The organism is Pseudomonas sputi, assembly GCF_021603585.1.
GTDB classification, from domain to species: Bacteria; Pseudomonadota; Gammaproteobacteria; order Pseudomonadales; family Pseudomonadaceae; genus Aquipseudomonas; species Aquipseudomonas sputi.
Map to the genome: position 1 here is coordinate 58,930 of NZ_BQHI01000022.1, position 17,358 is coordinate 76,287.

Here is a 17,358-nt window from a genome sequence, read left to right on the forward strand (position 1 = left end):
GCTTCAGACTTGGGGCTCGCCGCTTGCAGCTGCTCCTATTGGTTCAAGCGTTTATCGATCAAACCCTGCACCACGCTCGGATCCGCCAGGGTCGACGTATCGCCGAGGCTGTCGAGTTCGTTGGAGGCGATCTTGCGCAGGATCCGCCGCATGATTTTGCCCGAACGGGTTTTCGGCAGCGCCGGGGCCCACTGGATCAGGTCCGGTTTGGCAAAGCTGCCGATTTCCTTGCTGACGTGGGCCAGCAGTTCTTTCTTCAGTTCATCGCTGGGCTCGGTGCCATTCATCGGCGTGACGAACGCATAAATCCCCTGGCCTTTGACGTCGTGGGGATAGCCGACCACGGCGGCCTCGGCGATGCTGTCGTGCAGCACCAGCGCGCTCTCTACCTCGGCGGTGCCGATGCGATGGCCGGAGACATTGATCACGTCGTCGATGCGCCCGGTGATCCAGTAATCGCCGTCCTCGTCACGGCGGGCGCCGTCGCCGGTGAAGTAGTAGCCGGGGTAGGGTTTGAAGTAGGTGTCGACCATGCGCTGCGGGTCGCCGTAAACGCTGCGGATCTGTGCCGGCCAGCTCGACTTGATCGCCAGCACGCCACTGCCGGCGCCCTTGATTTCCTTGCCGTGCTCATCGAGCAGCACCGGTTGCACGCCGAACATCGGCTGGGTGGCGCAGCCCGGTTTGATTCGCCGGGCGCTGACCAGCGGGCTGAGCATGATGCCGCCGGTTTCGGTCTGCCACCAGGTATCGACAATCGGGCAGCGCTGTTCGCCGACCACGTTGAAATACCATTCCCACGCTTCCGGGTTGATCGGCTCACCGACACTGCCGAGCAATCTGAGGCTTTGCCGCGACGTTTCCTGCAACGGCCCGGCGCCTTCGCGCATCAAGGCGCGCAGGGCGGTGGGGGCGGTGTAGAAGATGTTGACCTTGTGTTTGTCGATCACTTGCCAGAACCGTGAAGTGCTCGGGTAGCTCGGCACACCTTCGAAAATCAGGGTGGTCGCCCCGTTGGCCAGTGGGCCATAGACGATGTAACTGTGGCCGGTGACCCAGCCGACGTCGGCGGTGCACCAGAACACTTCGCCGTCGCGGTAATCGAGTACGTACTTGAAGGTCATCGTCGCTTGCAGCAGATAACCGCCGGTGGTGTGCAGCACGCCCTTGGGTTTACCGGTGCTGCCGGAGGTGTAGAGGATGAACAGCGGGTCTTCGGCGTCCATCGGTTCTGGCGGGCAATCGTCGCTGACGTCGCGTACGGCCTGGTGATACCAGAGGTCGCGGCCTTCGACCCAGTCGACTTTGTTCTGGGTACGCTCGACTACCACGACGGTGCTGACATTCGGGCAACTCTGCAGGGCCTTGTCGACATTCTGTTTCAGCGGTACGAATTTGCCACCGCGCACACCTTCGTCGGCGGTGATCACGGTGCGGCAGTCGGCGTCGAGAATGCGGTCGCGCAGAGAGTCCGGGGAGAAACCACCAAACACCACCGAATGAATCGCGCCGATCCGCGCGCAGGCGAGCATGGCGTAGGCGGCTTCGGGGATCATCGGCATGTAGATGCAGACCCGGTCGCCTTTTTTCACACCACGGCTTTTCAGCACGTTGGCCAGGCGGCAGACGTGGTGATGGAGTTTGCTGTAGGTGATTTGCGTCGATTCGGCAGGGTCGTCGCCTTCCCAGAGAATGGCGGTCTGATCGCCGCGCTTTTCCAGATGGCGGTCGATGCAGTTGTAGCTGACGTTCAGCTTGCCACCGGCAAACCAGGCGGCTTCGCCGGTCTTCAGGTCATAGCGCTGGACGGTCTGCCACGGCGTGCTCCAGTCGAGAAAGCGCCGGGCCTGTTCGGCCCAGAAGGTGCTGGGGTGTTCAATGGATTCGCGGTACAGGCGCTGGTAGTCGTCCTGACTCAATTGTGCAGCCCGGCGGACGGCATCGGCTTTGGGGAACGTGCTGATATCGAACATGACGGTTCCTTATTCTTGTTGTGCGACAAGGATAAAGATGCGCCGAGAGCGGTGAGGGTTCAATACCTGTAAACAAACACCCCCTCATGGCGAGGGGGTGTGTTCAGGGCTGGATCAGCCGCGGTGACGGCCGCGGAAGTAGTTGATCAGGCCTTGGGTGGACGGGTCTTCAGCAGCGGTTTCTTCGCTGCCGACCAGGCGGTTGTAGACACCCTTGCCCAGTTCCTTGCCCAGTTCCACGCCCCACTGGTCGAAGGCGTTGATGCCCCAGACCACGCTTTGCACGAAGACTTTGTGTTCGTACATCGCCACCAGTGCGCCGAGACGACGCGGGCTGATGCGCTCGACCACCAGGGTATTGCTCGGACGGTTGCCCGGGATCACCTTGTGCGGTGCCAGCTTCTGCACCTGGTCTTCGCTCACGCCCTTGTCGCGCAGTTCGGCTTCGGCTTCCGGCAGGGTCTTGCCGAGCATCAGCGCCTGGCTCTGCGACAGGCAGTTGGCGTACAGCCACTGATGGTGGTCGGAGACCGGATTGAAGCTGACGATCGGGACGATGAAGTCGGCCGGGATCAGTTGGGTGCCCTGGTGCAGCAACTGGTGGTAAGCGTGCTGACCGTTGCAGCCGACGCCACCCCAGATCACCGGGCCGGTATCGGTCGACACTGCGGTGCCGTCCTGGCGCACGCTCTTGCCGTTGGATTCCATGTCCAGCTGTTGCAAGTGCTTGGTGATGTTACGCAGGTAGTGGTCGTACGGCAGGATCGCGTGGCTTTGTGCACCCCAGAAGTTGCCATACCACACGCCGAGCAGGGCCAGCAGCACTGGCATGTTCTGTTCGAACGGCGCGCTCTGGAAATGCTGGTCCATGGTGTAGGCACCGGACAGCAGTTCCTTGAAGTTGGACATGCCGATGGCCAGCGCGATTGGCAGGCCGATGGCCGACCACAGCGAGTAACGACCGCCGACCCAGTCCCACATCGGGAAGATGTTTTCTTCGCGGATACCGAAGGCCACGGCTGCCGCGTTGTTGCTCGAGACGGCGATGAAGTGGCGATACAGCTCGGCTTCCGAACCACCCTGGGCCAGGTACCAGGCGCGGGCGGCCTGGGCGTTTTTCAGGGTTTCGAGGGTGTTGAACGATTTCGACGAAACGATGAACAGCGTGGTCTCGGCGCGCAGCTTTTGCGTCAGCTCGTGAAATTCGCTGCCGTCGATGTTCGCCAGGTAATGGCAACGCACGCCTTTCTGGGCGTAGGACAGCAGGGCTTCGGAGACCAGCTCGGGGCCGAGGAACGAGCCACCGATGCCGATGTTCACCACGTCGGTGATCGGCTTCTCGGTGTAACCGCGCCACAGACCGTCGTGGATGCGGCCCACGAGATCGGTGATCTGGTTCAGCACCTTGTGAACTTCAGGCATCACGTTGACGCCGTTGACCGACAGCTTGTCGCCAACCGGGCGACGCAGGGCGGTGTGCAGCGCCGGGCGGCCTTCGGACGCGTTGACGATTTCGCCGTCGAACAGCGCCTTGATCGCGCCTTTGAGATCGACTTCATTGGCCAGACCCACCAGCAAGTTGCGGGTCTCGGCGTTGATCAGATTCTTCGAATAGTCGAGAAACAGTCCGCAGCTGCTGAGAGTGAACTGATTGAAGCGCTGCGGATCGGCGTTGAAGGCTTCGCGCATGCTGAAATCCTGCATGGCTTGGCGGTGATCTTTCAACGCTTGCCAGGCAGGCAGAGCGGTAACGTCATGAGGAGTGCGGTAGTACGCCATCGCTGCGGTTTTCCTTTTTACTTGAACGGCCTTTTGAACACTGAAAAGACCTCCCCGCCATGTTTGGGCGAGGGGGCAACTGCGTCGACACGATTACTTTGGCGCAGGGCGAATACAGTAAACCCAGCGCCGCGATCTGTCTTGGCTTTGTCTGACCTGTTTTCGGTACTTTTTTAACATTGATAACAGACGGGGCCGACAAACGGCGGGTATTGCGAGCAGTCCCTGCTATGGGTGTCGAGTCGAACGGCGGGCAGTTTGCCCGATGGGCAGGTGCTCAGCAATACAGTCTGGAAGTGCGTGCAGACGCTGTGGGAGCGGGTTTGCTCCCACCGCGTTTGCCGGGTTCAGGCGGGGGTATCGAGATTCAGGTGCAGGTTGTCGATCAACCGGGTGGTGCCGAGGAATGCGGCGACCAGAATCACCAGATCACGATCCTGCGCCGTTGCCGGACGCAGGGTCAGCGCGTGGCGGATTTCCAGGTAGTCCGGACGCAGGCCGGCAGCTTCCAGTTGCTGGCGTTGCGCCTGGATCAGGGCAGGGAAGTCGCGCTCGCCCTGCTTGATCGACTCGGCAATGCTGCTCAGGGTGCGGTAGACCACCGGCGCCACGGCGCGCTGTTCTTCACTGAGGAAACCGTTGCGCGAGGACAGCGCCAGGCCATCGGCGGCGCGTACGGTCGGTTCGCCGATGATCTGGATCGGCATGTTCAGGTCGTGCACCAGCGCGCGGATCACCGCCAGTTGCTGGAAGTCTTTCTGGCCGAAGATCGCCAGGTCCGGCTGCACCATATTGAACAGCTTGCTGACCACCGTCGCCACGCCTTCGAAGTGCCCCGGACGACTGGCGCCGCACAGGCCTTCGGAGAGTTGCGGCACGCTGACCCGGGTCTGTCCGGCCATGCCGTCGGGATACATTTCTTCGACGGTCGGGGCGAACAGCAGATCGCATCCGGCTTCCAGCAGTTTTTCCTGATCCGCCGCCAGGGTGCGCGGGTATTTGTCGAGGTCTTCGCCGGCGCCGAACTGCAACGGGTTGACGAAAATGCTCGCGACCACGAAGTCCACACGCTGGGTGGCCTTGGTGATCAGGGCGATGTGGCCGCTGTGCAGGTTGCCCATGGTCGGCACGAAGCCGATGCGCTTGCCTTCACTGCGGGCGCGCGCCACGGCGGCGCGCAGTTCACGTACGGTTTTGACGGTGTTCATGCAGAGAATCCGTGTTCGATCCCGGGAAAGGTGGCGGCTTTGACTTCGTTGACGTATGCCTTCAGCGCGGATTGGATGCTGTCCTGACCCTGCATGAAGTTCTTCACGAACTTCGGTACGCGGCCGCTGATCGACAGGCCGAGCATGTCGTGCAGTACCAGCACCTGACCGTCGGTGTCGCTGCCGGCACCAATGCCGATCACCGGAATTTTTACCGCCTGGCTGATTTCAGCCGCCAGTTCGCTCGGCACGCATTCCAGTAGCAGCATGGCCGCGCCAGCCTGCTCCAGGGAGATCGCGTCGGCGCGCATCTGGCGTGCCTGGTTCTCGTTGCGACCTTGCACTTTATAACCGCCGAGAATGTTCACGGCTTGCGGGGTCAGGCCCATGTGGGCGCAAACCGGTACGCCGCGTTCGGCCAGCAGGCGGATCGAGTCCGCCAGCCACAAGGCGCCTTCGACCTTGACCATGTGCGCACCGGCCTGCATCAGCTGAGCGCTGTTGGTCATGGTTTGTTCGAGGGTGGCGTTGGCCATGAACGGCAGGTCGGCCAGGATCAAGGCATCAGAGTTGCCGCGTTTGACGCTGGCAACGTGGTAGGCCATTTCTGCGGTGGTCACCGGCAGGGTGCTGTCGTGCCCCTGCAGGACCATGCCGAGGGAGTCGCCCACCAGCAGCACTTCGACACCGGCCTCGTTGCAGGCGTGGGCGAAGGTCGCGTCATAGCAGGTCAGCATGGTGATCTTTTCACCTTTCTGCTTGAGGCTCTGGAGCGTGGTCAGGGTGATGGCTGGCATGTAAGAAATCCTCGTTCAGGCGCTCTGGAAACTACTGCGAGTAACGCGCGTGATTCGTCATCTATTCAGGCGCACGCTCTTTTGTCGTGCTTATAAGGCCTGGATTGCGCCCTTGTATGCCGGGTTGGCGGCAGCGGGACGCCTATAGTCGTGATGAGGCCTCAGGAAGTCAATTGCATGTGTTACCGCATTGTTACGAGGGGAGTGTTACCGGCGTTACTGATGCGATTCAGCGGGCCGGCGGGCCTGATCTGCGGGTTTTTTGTCCTACAGGAACGCAAAATGCGGGAGCCGGTTGGCTCCCGCATCAGCGGTGTGTGTCAGGCGTGAGAGAGGCGTTCGAGGCCGACGAACGGGCAGGCTGCGAGAAGATCGGCAAGTGTGCGTCCATCGGCCAGACGCAGATCTTCGGGCGCCAGTTCGGCCAAAGGATAGAGAACGAACGCGCGTTCCTGCATGTGGTAATGCGGGACCTTCAGGCGCGGCTCGTCGATCAGGCGATCACCGAACAGCAGAATGTCCAGATCCAGCGTGCGCGGGCCCCAGCGTTCCAGGCGTTCGCGGCCCTGATCATTTTCGATCGCCTGCAGGGCATCGAGCAGATCCAGTGGGGCCAGCGAGCTGTCGAGTGCGGCAACCGCGTTGGTGTAACGCGGTTGGCCGGGCAGCAGTGAGTCGCTCTGATAAAACGCGGAGACCCCGACCCGTTCGGTGTCGGGCAATTGCCCCAGCGCGTCGATCGCGCTGCGCAGTTGTTCGGCCGGGTCAGCCAGGTTGCTGCCCATGCCGATGTAGATGCGTTCCATGCCTTATTCGCCCGTGGCGCTCGGTGCGCCGGCGCGTTTGCGCTTGGAGCCGCTGCTGCGGCGACGCTTGCGCGGTGCGCCACTGGCGTCATCACCTTTGCCGCTGAGCTCGCGGATCATGTCGCGGCGTTCGCTGTCGTTGGCGTCCTGATAATCGGTCCACCAGTCGCCCAGACCATCGGTCTGCTCGCCAGCGCTTTCACGCAGCAGCAGGAAGTCGTAGCCGGCGCGGAAGCGCGGATTGTCCAGCAGCAGGTCGGCACGTTTGCCGCTGCGGCGTGGCAGGCGTTCCTGCATATCCCAGATTTCGCGGATCGGCATGGTGAAGCGTTTTGGAATCGCAATGCGCTGGCACTGTTCGGCGATCAGTTCGTGAGCACCTTCCTGCATGGCCGGAATCGGCGGCATGCCGCGCTCTTGCAGGCGCAACACGCGGGCCGGCAGGGCAGGCCACAGCAGCGCGGCGAACAGGAACGCCGGGGTCACCGGTTTGTTCTGCTTGATCCGCAGGTCGGTGTTGGTCAGTGCTTCGCTGATCAGCGTGTGGGTGTATTCCGGGTTGTGTTCCAGCGCATCGGCACTGGCCGGGAACAGCGGCGCGAACAGTTGCAGGTCGACCAGCATCTCGAAGGTGATGGCGCCGTGACCGGACAGGAACAGCTTGAGCACTTCCTCGAACAGACGGGCTGACGGGATCTCGCGCAGCATCGGCGCCAGTTCGCGGATCGGCTGGACGGTGTGCTTCTCGATACCGAAATTGAGCTTGGCGGCAAAACGCACGGCCCGCAGCATCCGCACCGGGTCTTCCTGGTAGCGTTGCTTCGGGTCGCCGATCAGACGGATCAGGTGATTGCGGATGTCGTGTACGCCGTTGGCGTAGTCGAGGATGCGCTCGCTGACCGGATCGTAATACAGGGCGTTGATGGTGAAGTCGCGGCGCTGCGCGTCTTCTTCCAGGGTGCCGTAGACGTTGTCACGCAAAATGCGCCCGCTCTCGTTGCGCGAAGACTGGTTGCTGTCTTCGTCGTCTTCGTTTTGCGGGTGATTGGCGCGGAAGGTCGCGACCTCGATGATTTCGCGACCGAAATGGATGTGGACCAGCTTGAAGCGGCGGCCGATGATCCGCGCATTGCGGAATTCGGCGCGAACCTGCTCGGGGGTGGCGCTGGTGGCGACGTCGAAGTCTTTGGGCGTGATGCCCAGCAGCATGTCTCGCACGCAACCACCAACCAGGTAGGCCTGGTAGCCGGCGCCCTGCAGGCGTTCGACGATGTTGACCGCGTAACGGCTGAATTGCGCCTTCTGCAGCGAGTGTTGGCCGCTGTTGAGGACTTCAGGCGTGCTACGGATGTGTTGCGTACGACGCAGGGGAGTTCGGAATGACTGGAACAGCTTCTTCAGCATGGGATGCACTGTTTGAAGGAATGTTCGGCCATACCAGAGAATGACCGCATGATGGGCCGGGATTCTAGCATTTAGTCGAGGGATGGTGTAGGACGCTGCCGTTTTGCGCTGCAAGCCGCAGGCTAGAGGGGGTGGAAACGCATCAGAAGGGAGGATTTTCCGGGAAGGAGAAACTACAAGGGGAGCCGAAGCTCCCCAAGAAGTAGTTGCGTGCTCTTTTTATTATTGATTCGGGCTTCTTGTTTTTGTTGAGTGCCCTCGCCATGAAGCTTTTCCTTCATGACCCTCCCAATCGGGAGCCAAGAGCAAACGGATTGCTTTGGTCGCTGTGTTGCAGTGATCTTGTGATCCAACCAGTACAGGCTCTGTCTTAAGACAGTTTTTATTGTTCTCGGCCTGGTCGTGGGGCTAGCCCCAAATACAACGCCTCTCCAAAAGAATCAGTTAGCTGCGCCTCTCGCCGTCTTGTTTTTATTGTGCGTGAGTCGATTCGTCTTATTTTTATTGTCTTTTGCATTGCTTGTTATTGTTCTTGTACCAAATACATAGCAGGTGCCGTGCCAACTTTTGCGAACCCCAATAAAACAAGGGGTTAGGTCGATATGGCCGTTTTTTCATGGCGAAAAAAAGCCGGGGTTTCGTTACCGATAACCCCGGCTTCTGTTACGTGAAAAGACTGAGGTAACAGTTTTTTCAGCGCTTCAACGCTAACCCGCACACTCGACAGGTAACGTTCAGCTCTCGCTGGCGACCCCGGACTTGCGCCGCGGAATCCCCAGCCGCTGACGGCGTTCCCACAGGCATTTGCGGCTGACGCCCAGTTTGCGCGCCAGTTCGGTCTCGGTCATGTGGTCCTGATGCTCAAGCACGAAGTGCTGGAAGTAGTCTTCCAGTGACAGGTCTTCGGTCGGCTCGTGGCTGCTGTTGCTGGCGTTACCGGCCGGTTGCGCCGGCAGGCCGATGAATTCGTCGTCCTCCAGATCGCCCAGTTCGATGTCGATGCCCAGCAGGTCGGCAGAAATTTCCGGGCTTTCGCTCAGAATCACCGCGCGTTCGACGGCGTTTTCCAGTTCTCGCACGTTGCCCGGCCAGGAATAGTGCCGGATCGCCTGTTCGGCATCGGCGGCAAATTTCAGGTCGGTACGATTGATGCGGGCGCTTTGGCGCGCGAGGAACGCATTGGCGATTTCGTTGACGTCGGCACCGCGCTCGCGCAGGGCTGGCAGTTTCAACGCGATCACGTGGAGGCGGTAATACAAGTCTTCACGGAACTGGCCGATTTTTGCCAGGCTCTTGAGGTCGCGGTGGGTCGCGGCGATCAAGCGGACATCAACCTTCTGCGACTGAACCGAGCCAACCCGGCGAATTTCGCCTTCCTGCAGTACGCGCAGCAGGCGAGCCTGGGCTTCCAGGGGCAATTCGCCGATTTCGTCGAGAAACAGCGTGCCGCCGTCCGCCGCTTCCACCAGACCGGCGCGACCGGCACTGGCGCCGGTGAACGCCCCTTTCTCGTGGCCGAACAGTTCGGACTCGATCAGGCTTTCCGGGATGGCGGCGCAGTTTACCGAGATCATCGGTGCCTTGGCGCGTTTCGACAGGTTGTGCAGGGCGCGGGCCACCAGTTCTTTACCGGTACCGGACTCACCCTGGATCAAGACATTGGAATCAGTCGGCGCGACTTTACGGATCTTGCCGTAAAGGTCCTGCATCGGTGGGCACGAGCCGATGATGCCAATTTCGCCATTGCTGTTGTCGATGGCGGATTTGCCATTGCCATTGGCCGATTTGGCAGAAGCTGCTTCGCCGGCGGCAGGCGCTGACTGGCGATCGCGCAGGATCCGCGCGACAGCCTGAAGCATTTCATCGTGGTCGAAAGGCTTGGCGATGTAATCCACCGCGCCCATCTTCATCGAGTCGACCGCCGAGCGCAGGCTGGCGTAGCTGGTCATGATCAGCACCGGCGTGCCCTGGCCGAGCTTGATCAGCTCGGTGCCCGGAGCGCCCGGCAGACGCAGGTCGCTGACGATCAGATCGAATGTGGGAATACTGAAGCGTTCTTGTGCTTCCTGCACTGAACCGGCTTCGCTGACCTGGTACTGGTTGCGCTCCAGCAGGCGGCGCAAGGCGGAGCGGATAATGGTTTCGTCTTCGACGATCAAAATGTGCGGCATTGATTCGATACTCTCGACGGTCTCAGTTCACAGCGGACGTCGCTTCGACATGGCGCGGCAATGTGACCCGGATACGGGTGCCGCGCTGGCTTTGAATATCAGCCGGGCTGTCGATGGTGATTTGTCCATAATGCTCTTCAACGATGGAATAGACCAGTGCAAGGCCCAGACCGGTGCCTTCGCCAGGATCCTTGGTGGTGAAGAAAGGTTCGAACAATCGGTCCATGATGCTCGACGGAATACCGCTGCCTTCGTCTTCGACGATCAGATCGACCGTGTGTTCGCCGGCTTCACTCTTGACCCGTACCGCGCTGCCGGCAGGCGAGGCGTCACGGGCGTTCGAGAGCAGATTGATCAAGACCTGGGCAAGTCGCTGCGGATCGCCTTCAACCCAGTGATCGGGATCGCAGAGGTTGTAGAAGTGCACTTCGAAATTGCGCCGGTTCAAGGCCAGCAGACCGATGGCGTCCTGGGCGACTTCCGCCAGACAGACGGGCTCGTCGCTGTGCTGATGGCTGCCGGCATGGGCGAAGCTCATCAGCGACTGTACGATGCGTGACACGCGTTTGGTCTGTTCGAGGATCTGGCCGCTGATTTCCGTCAGCTCATCGTCCTCTTCGCGTTCTTCGCGCAGGTTTTGTGCGAGGCAAGCGATGCCGGTGATCGGGTTGCCGATTTCGTGGGCCACACCGGCGGCGAGCCGTCCGATGCTGGCCAGACGCTCGGAATGCACCAGTTTGTCTTCGAGCATCTGGGTTTCGGTCAGGTCTTCCACCAGCAATACCAGACCGCTGTTGCCCGGTGCCAGCGGTTCGTCGATGGCCGCTTTGTGCAGGTTCAGCCAGCGGGTCTGGCCGTCGAGGGCCAGGTGCTGTTTGTGCAAGTGCTCGTCGGGCAGGTGGGTGAAGCCTTGCAGCAGATCTTTCCATGGATTGGCGATGGTGCTCAGGCGCGAGCCGACCACTCGTTGCGCGGCAATCCCGGTCAACTCTTCCATGGCCTTGTTCCACATCAGGATTTCCTGATCCTTGGCCAGCGAGCAGACGCCCATCGGCAGCTCTTGCAGGGTCTGCCGGTGGTAGCGGCGCAAGGCGTCGAGCTCGGCCGCCAGACCGGTCAGGCGCGAGTGATAATCCTCGAGGCGGCTTTCGATGAAGTGGATGTCTTCGGTGACATAGTTCTCGCCTCCGGCCTTGTACGGCAGGAAGGTTTCCACCATGTCCTGGGCGACGCTCGGGCCCATCAGGCCGGAGAGGTTGGCTTCGATCCGGTCACGCAACCGGCGCAAGGCATAGGGGCGGCGTTCGTCGAACGGCAGATAAAGGTCGCGCAGGGCCTGTTCGACTTCTTTCTGCGCCGCTTTGGCGCCCAGTGGCTTGGCCAGTTGCGTGGCGAACTCCTGCGGGGAGGCGGCGTGCAGTTCCCGGCGTTGTGGGCGTCGCACGTTGTCCACCGCACAGGCCTCGGCGGCGCTGGCCTCTTCCGGGCTGGCGTTGGTGAACAGCGAAATCAGGGTGAACATCAGCACGTTGGCCGCCAGCGAGGCGATGGCCGCCATGTGCCAGCTGGTGTCGTCCAGTACGTAGATCATGTTCAGCAGCGGAATATAGAAACCCTGCAGATTGCCGACCAGCGGCAACAGCATGGTCACGATCCACACCACAATTCCCGCCAGCAGGCCGGCAATGAACCCCCGGCGATTGGCGGTCGGCCAGTACAGCACCGACAGCACACCCGGCAGGAATTGCAGGGTCGCAACGAAGGCAACGATGCCGAGGTTGGCCAGATCCTGCTCGGCGCCGAGCATCAGGTAGAAGCAGAAACCGGCCATGATGATCGCGACGATCAGCGCCCGGCGGGTCCATTTCAGCCAGCGATAGATATTGCCTTCGGCCGGCGGCTGGTAGAGCGGCAGCACCAGGTGGTTCAGGGCCATGCCCGACAGCGCCAGCGTGGTGACGATGATCAGGCCGCTGGCCGCCGACAGCCCTCCGACATACGCCAGCAGCGCCAGTGACTTGCTGTTGGCGGCGATGCCGATGCCGAGGGTGAAGTATTCCGGATTGGTGGTGGCCCCGAGTTTCAGGCCGGCCCATAGAATCAGCGGCACCGCCAGGCTCATCAGCAACAGAAACAGCGGCAGCCCCCAGCTCGCGCTGACCAGCGAGCGCGGGTTGAGGTTTTCGGTAAACGTCATGTGATACATGTGCGGCATCACGATCGCCGAGGCGAAAAACACCAGCAGCAGCGTGCGCCACGGGCCTTCCTGCAACGGCGTGTGCAGGGCGGCGAGGGCGGTCTGGTTCTGCAACAGCCACAGTTCGAGCTGTTGCGGACCGTCGAATACGCCGTACAGCGCGTAGAGGCCAACACCGCCGAGGGCCACCAGTTTGATCACCGATTCGAAGGCAATCGCGAACACCAGCCCTTCGTGCTTTTCACGGGTCGCGATATGGCGCGAGCCGAAGAAGATCGTGAACAGAATGATCAGCGCACAGAATGCCAGGGCCACGCGATTCTGCACCGGTTCACCGGTGAGGATGCCGATGGAGTCGGCCACCGCCTGGATCTGCAACGCCAGCAACGGCAATACGCCGATCAGCATGAAAATCGTGGTCAGCGCACCGGCCCAAGTGCTGCGAAAGCGGAAGGCAAACAGGTCCGCCAGCGACGACAGTTGATAAGTGCGGGTGATCTTGAGGATCGGATACAGCAGCACCGGCGCCAGCAGAAAGGCGCCGGAGACCCCGAGATAACTGGACAGAAAGCCGTAGCCGTACTGATAGGCCAGACCCACCGTGCCATAGAACGCCCACGCACTGGCGTAGACCCCCAGCGAGAGGGTGTAGGTCAACGGGTGGCGAATGATCGCCCGCGGGATCATGCCCCGTTCACTGATCCAGGCCACGCCGAACAGCGCGGCCAGGTAGGCGGCGCTGATCAGCAGCATCTGGGTCAGGCTAAAGCTCATCGGCATCTTTTTGGCTCTGCAGGATGAAGGTCACGACAATCAGGATCAGCCAGAGCAGATAAGGGCGATACCAGGCGCCCGTAGCGTCGATCCACCAATCCATGATGGCAGGAGAAAACAGGTAGATCCCCACGACCAGAAGCAGGACCAAGCGATAGATGTACATCCCGGCCTCTCTTTTTTATGCGCGTGCCCGAAAACGTGCGGCGATGGTAACGGATGGGCGCGCCACTGCAAGTGTCGTCACAGCAGTTGCGCTTCGGGCAGTGTCAGTGTGCGCGGGATTTTCAAGGCATCCCAGTGGGCACTGCCCCAGTTCAACAGTTCTTGCGGCGAGGCGTGGGCCAGTTCGGGCCCCGGGTTTTGCCCCAGAGCGCGCAAGGCTCGGAGCAGCAGTGGCGTGGCCTGATCGGCTTCCAGCGGTGGCGAGCGATAGGATTTACCGAGCTTGTTGCCGTCCGGCTGGGTGATCAAGGGCAGGTGCAGGTAACGTGGCTGGCGCAGGCCCAGCAGTTCTTGCAGATAAAGCTGGCGCGGCGTCGAGTCGAGCAGATCGGCGCCGCGCACGATGTCGGTGATGCCCTGCCAGGCGTCGTCCAGCACTACCGCCAGTTGATAGGCGTAGAGGCCGTCGCGGCGACGGATCACGAAATCACCCACGTCGCGGCCCAGATGCTGACGGTATTCGCCCTGCACCCGGTCGATGAAGTGATATTCCAGCTCTGGCACGCGCAGGCGGATCGCGGCGTTTTCCTGGTCGTGGCCGGCGTTGCGGCACAGTCCAGGGTAAATGCCGTTGTAAGGCTCCAGCTGTTTGCGCGAACAGGTGCAGGCGTACGCCAGGCCGTGATTGAACAGGCTGTCGAGCACCTGGGCGTAGGCTTCGTGCCGTTCGCTCTGGCGGACCATTTCGCCGTCCCATTCGAAGCCATAGCTTTCCAGCGCCTTGAGAATCGCCGCTTGCGCGCCGGGCTCTTCACGGGGCGGGTCGAGATCTTCCATGCGCACCAGCCAGCGACCGCCCACTGAGCGCGCGTCCAGATAAGAGGCCAGGGCGGCGACCAGCGATCCGAAGTGCAGGTGCCCGCTGGGGGTCGGGGCAAAGCGGCCAATGTAGGCGGGGGAGGTGTAGGCAGTCATGAGGGCGATGTTACTTGAGAGTCAAAAAACAGCAGAAACAAAAACGGAGCGTTCGCACGCTCCGTTTTTCGTTCAGGCCGGGATTATTTGCCGACCTGCTTTTCCTTGATTTCCGCCAGGTTCTTGCAGTCGACGCACATGTCGGCAGTCGGACGGGCCTCGAGGCGCTTGACGCCGATCTCGATGCCGCAAGAGTCGCACCAGCCGTACTCTTCGTCTTCGATCAGTTGCAGGGTCTTGTCGATCTTCTTGATCAGTTTGCGCTCGCGGTCGCGGGCGCGCAGCTCGAGGGCGAACTCTTCTTCCTGGCTGGCACGGTCGGCCGGATCAGGAAAGTTGGCCGCTTCGTCTTTCATGTGATCAACAGTGCGGTCGACTTCCTGCATCAAGTCGAGTTTCCACTTGGTCAGGATCTTGGTGAAGTGCGCACGCATAGGCGCGCCCATGTACTCTTCGCCCTCTTTAGGGACGTAAGGTTCGAAACCGCTGAGTGTCTGACTTGCCTGTTGCTTTGCTTGGGTGGGCATGAAATGGACCGCCTCTACTCTTGTAATCCATTGCGCAGGATTGCTCCATCACCGACACCTGCCGGCCCTGCGGCTGCAAGCGGGCGAACTTACCAGATCAATTCGGCCCGCGCTACTCCCGGATGTCGAGCGCGCGGCCGATGGGGCTTGCAAATGTTTGCCAAGCCATGTCCGGCGTTGCTGCAAACCTGCTCAATCACTGATTTTAGTCAATCCTGGAGCGTACGCGCGGGTCGTTACAGTCCAGTGTTCTTGAGGCTGTGACCGCTGCGGGTTCTCGCTCGTTCCGGCAGATGGGTAGAATCGTCTCTTTTCCCTCGTTGAAGGAAGGCCAATGGCTCAGCCCTACAGTGCGCGCAGTCGTGCGATCGAACCGTTCCATGTCATGGCGTTGCTGGCGCGGGCCAATGAACTGCAGGCCGCCGGCCACGACGTGATCCACCTGGAAATCGGCGAACCGGACTTCACGACCGCCGAGCCGATCATCCGCGCCGGCCAGCAAGCCCTGACGGCCGGGAAAACCCGCTACACCGCAGCCCGCGGCATTCCCGAGCTGCGCGAGGCGATTTCCGGCTTCTATCAAACACGCTACGGCCTGAACATCGATCCACGGCGGATACTCATCACGCCCGGCGGTTCCGGTGCGTTGCTGCTGGCCAGTGCGTTGCTGGTGGATCCGGGCAAGCACTGGCTGCTGGCCGACCCTGGCTACCCTTGCAACCGGCACTTTCTGCGTTTGGTCGAAGGCGCGGCGCAGCTTGTACCGGTGGGCCCGGACGTGCGTTATCAACTGACGCCGGAGCTGGTGGCGCGCCACTGGGATCACGACAGCGTCGGTGCGCTGGTTGCTTCGCCGGCCAACCCGACCGGTACGATTCTGACCCGCGACGAGCTGGCGGGGCTATCCACAGCCATCAAGGCGCGTCACGGGCATCTGGTGGTGGACGAGATCTATCACGGCCTGACTTATGGCACCGATGCCGCCAGTGTGCTTGAAGTGGATGACAGCGCCTTTGTCCTTAACAGTTTCTCCAAGTATTTCGGCATGACCGGATGGCGCCTCGGCTGGCTGGTGGCGCCCGATGCGGCGGTCAGTGAGCTGGAAAAACTCGCGCAGAACCTCTATATCAGCGCGCCTAGCATGGCCCAGCATGCGGCGCTGGCCTGTTTCGAGCCTGATACCATCGCGATCCTCGAAGAGCGCCGCGCCGAATTTGGCCGTCGTCGTGACTTTCTGCTGCCTGCACTGCGGGAGCTGGGTTTCAACATCGCCGTGGAGCCGGAAGGCGCGTTCTATTTGTATGCCGATATCAGCCAGTTCGGCGGCGATGCCTTCGCGTTCTGCCGGCATTTCCTTGAAACCGAACATGTAGCTTTCACCCCGGGGCTGGATTTCGGCCGCTATCAGGCCGGTCATCATGTGCGCTTTGCCTACACGCAAAACCTCCCTCGCTTACAGGAAGCGGTGGAGCGCATCGCCCGCGGCTTGAAGAGCTGGCAAGGCTGATGCGTTTTCATCCACCGCTCGAAGAAGGCCGGTTGATCCGCCGTTACAAGCGTTTTCTCGCCGATATCGAAACCGTTGGCGGCGAGTTGCTGACCATTCATTGCCCGAACACCGGTTCGATGCTCAATTGCCAGGTCGAGGGCGGGCAGGTCTGGTTCAGCCGCTCCAATGATCCCAAGCGCAAGCTGCCTGGCACCTGGGAAGTCGGTGAAACCCCGCAGGGCCGGCTGTTTTGCGTGAACACCGGGCGCGCCAACGCTCTGGTCGAAGAAGCCTTGCAGGCTGGCGTCATCAGCGAGTTGAACGGTTTCACCGGGCTCAAACGCGAAGTGGCGTACGGGCAGGAAAAAAGCCGCATCGATTTTCGCCTTGACTACCCGACGGGCCCGGCCTACGTGGAAGTGAAAAGCGTCACCCTCGGTTTCGACGGCACGGCGATTGCGGCATTTCCCGACGCAGTGACAGAGCGCGGTGCCAAGCACTTGCGTGAGCTGGCGCATCTGGCCCGGGACGGGATTCGCGCAGTGCAGTTGTATTGCGTCAATCTCACCGGTATCGAAGCGGTTCGTCCTGCCGAAGAAATCGACTCGGCCTACGCCGCTGCACTGCGTGAGGCGGTGGCATGCGGGGTCGAAGTCCTGGCGTATGGCGTGCGTTTGAGTCATGAAGAGATGGTGATCGACCGCCGCCTGGACGTGCTGCTCAACGGTTAAACATCGATCCACAGCCCTTGCGCGTTTTCCCGGCAAGGGATGGCCGTCAGCGATTGCCCGGCGCAGGGGCCGGCAACGCACTCTCCGTCCTCGATCAGAAACAGCGCGCCGTGGGTGGCGCACTGGATCAGGCTGTTGCTGGGGTCGAGAAACTGGTCGGGGTGCCATTCCAGGCCGACGCCCCGATGCGGACAGCGATTGAGATAGACATACGCGTGCCCGGCGCGGCGCACGGCCAACAGTTTTTTCCCGTCGATATCGAAACCGCGGCTGTCGCCCTCAGCCAGATCGGCACCCGCGCAAAGAAACTTCATGGCTATCCTCAAGTGTCGGCTCGTGTCCGGATATGTCCGAGCTTGACG

The 17,358-nt window shown here is 61.3% G+C and carries 14 protein-coding genes; 2 read left to right on the forward strand and 12 right to left on the reverse strand.

The genetic code is table 11. The features are described 5' to 3' along the window. Positions 1–35: 35 nt before the first annotated feature. From acs to dksA, 11 genes are all read right to left on the reverse strand, one after another. On the reverse strand, positions 36–1,973 hold the full coding sequence (gene acs, locus L6D81_RS23060) for an acetate--CoA ligase (protein ID WP_236182058.1): 1,938 nt from the start codon (positions 1,971–1,973) through the stop codon (positions 36–38). Between the two features lie 114 nt (positions 1,974–2,087). Next, entirely contained in the window at positions 2,088–3,752 is a 1,665-nt protein-coding gene (gene pgi, locus L6D81_RS23065; RefSeq protein ID WP_236182059.1) for a glucose-6-phosphate isomerase, read from the reverse strand. Between the two features lie 347 nt (positions 3,753–4,099). After that, positions 4,100–4,960 carry a pantoate--beta-alanine ligase gene (panC, locus tag L6D81_RS23070; RefSeq protein ID WP_236182060.1) on the reverse strand — a complete coding sequence of 287 codons (861 nt, stop codon included), beginning with the start codon at positions 4,958–4,960 and terminating at the stop codon, positions 4,100–4,102. Next, positions 4,957–5,757, reverse strand: a complete 801-nt coding sequence (gene panB / locus L6D81_RS23075) for a 3-methyl-2-oxobutanoate hydroxymethyltransferase (RefSeq protein WP_236182061.1) — start codon at positions 5,755–5,757, stop codon at positions 4,957–4,959. The genes panC and panB overlap by 4 nt, the downstream gene beginning before the upstream one ends. Before the next feature lie 320 nt (positions 5,758–6,077). After that, positions 6,078–6,563 carry a 2-amino-4-hydroxy-6-hydroxymethyldihydropteridine diphosphokinase gene (gene folK / locus L6D81_RS23080; RefSeq protein ID WP_236182062.1) on the reverse strand — a complete coding sequence of 162 codons (486 nt, stop codon included), beginning with the start codon at positions 6,561–6,563 and terminating at the stop codon, positions 6,078–6,080. A 3-nt stretch (positions 6,564–6,566) separates the two neighbouring features. Further along, the gene (locus L6D81_RS23085; protein ID WP_236182063.1) at positions 6,567–7,967 is read right to left on the reverse strand and encodes a polynucleotide adenylyltransferase PcnB; all 1,401 of its coding nucleotides are present in this window, start codon (positions 7,965–7,967) and stop codon (positions 6,567–6,569) included. A 734-nt stretch (positions 7,968–8,701) separates the two neighbouring features. Then, positions 8,702–10,138, reverse strand: a complete 1,437-nt coding sequence (locus L6D81_RS23090) for a sigma-54-dependent transcriptional regulator (RefSeq protein ID WP_236182064.1) — start codon at positions 10,136–10,138, stop codon at positions 8,702–8,704. A 22-nt stretch (positions 10,139–10,160) separates the two neighbouring features. Next, positions 10,161–13,115, reverse strand: a complete 2,955-nt coding sequence (locus tag L6D81_RS23095; RefSeq protein ID WP_236182065.1) for a sensor histidine kinase — start codon at positions 13,113–13,115, stop codon at positions 10,161–10,163. Continuing rightward, complete coding sequence (locus L6D81_RS23100) at positions 13,099–13,275, reverse strand: hypothetical protein (RefSeq protein ID WP_003176118.1); 177 nt, start codon at positions 13,273–13,275, stop codon at positions 13,099–13,101. The genes L6D81_RS23095 and L6D81_RS23100 overlap by 17 nt, the downstream gene beginning before the upstream one ends. Before the next feature lie 77 nt (positions 13,276–13,352). Beyond that, a complete protein-coding gene (gluQRS, locus tag L6D81_RS23105) occupies positions 13,353–14,249 on the reverse strand; it encodes a tRNA glutamyl-Q(34) synthetase GluQRS (RefSeq protein WP_236182066.1) in 897 nt (298 codons plus the stop codon). An 83-nt stretch (positions 14,250–14,332) separates the two neighbouring features. After that, complete coding sequence (gene dksA, locus L6D81_RS23110) at positions 14,333–14,776, reverse strand: RNA polymerase-binding protein DksA (RefSeq protein WP_039771633.1); 444 nt, start codon at positions 14,774–14,776, stop codon at positions 14,333–14,335. A gap of 334 nt (positions 14,777–15,110) precedes the next feature. Here dksA and L6D81_RS23115 point away from each other — a divergent pair, with 334 nt between their 5' ends. Together L6D81_RS23115 and sfsA are read left to right on the forward strand one after the other, a co-directional pair. Beyond that, positions 15,111–16,283 carry a pyridoxal phosphate-dependent aminotransferase gene (locus L6D81_RS23115; protein WP_236182067.1) on the forward strand — a complete coding sequence of 391 codons (1,173 nt, stop codon included), beginning with the start codon at positions 15,111–15,113 and terminating at the stop codon, positions 16,281–16,283. After that, a complete protein-coding gene (gene sfsA, locus L6D81_RS23120; protein WP_236182068.1) occupies positions 16,283–16,996 on the forward strand; it encodes a DNA/RNA nuclease SfsA in 714 nt (237 codons plus the stop codon). The genes L6D81_RS23115 and sfsA overlap by 1 nt, the downstream gene beginning before the upstream one ends. On the opposite strand, the gene L6D81_RS23125 is transcribed toward sfsA, so the two are convergent. Next, positions 16,993–17,310 carry a Rieske (2Fe-2S) protein gene (locus tag L6D81_RS23125; RefSeq protein ID WP_236182069.1) on the reverse strand — a complete coding sequence of 106 codons (318 nt, stop codon included), beginning with the start codon at positions 17,308–17,310 and terminating at the stop codon, positions 16,993–16,995. The genes sfsA and L6D81_RS23125 overlap by 4 nt on opposite strands. Positions 17,311–17,358 lie beyond the last annotated feature (48 nt).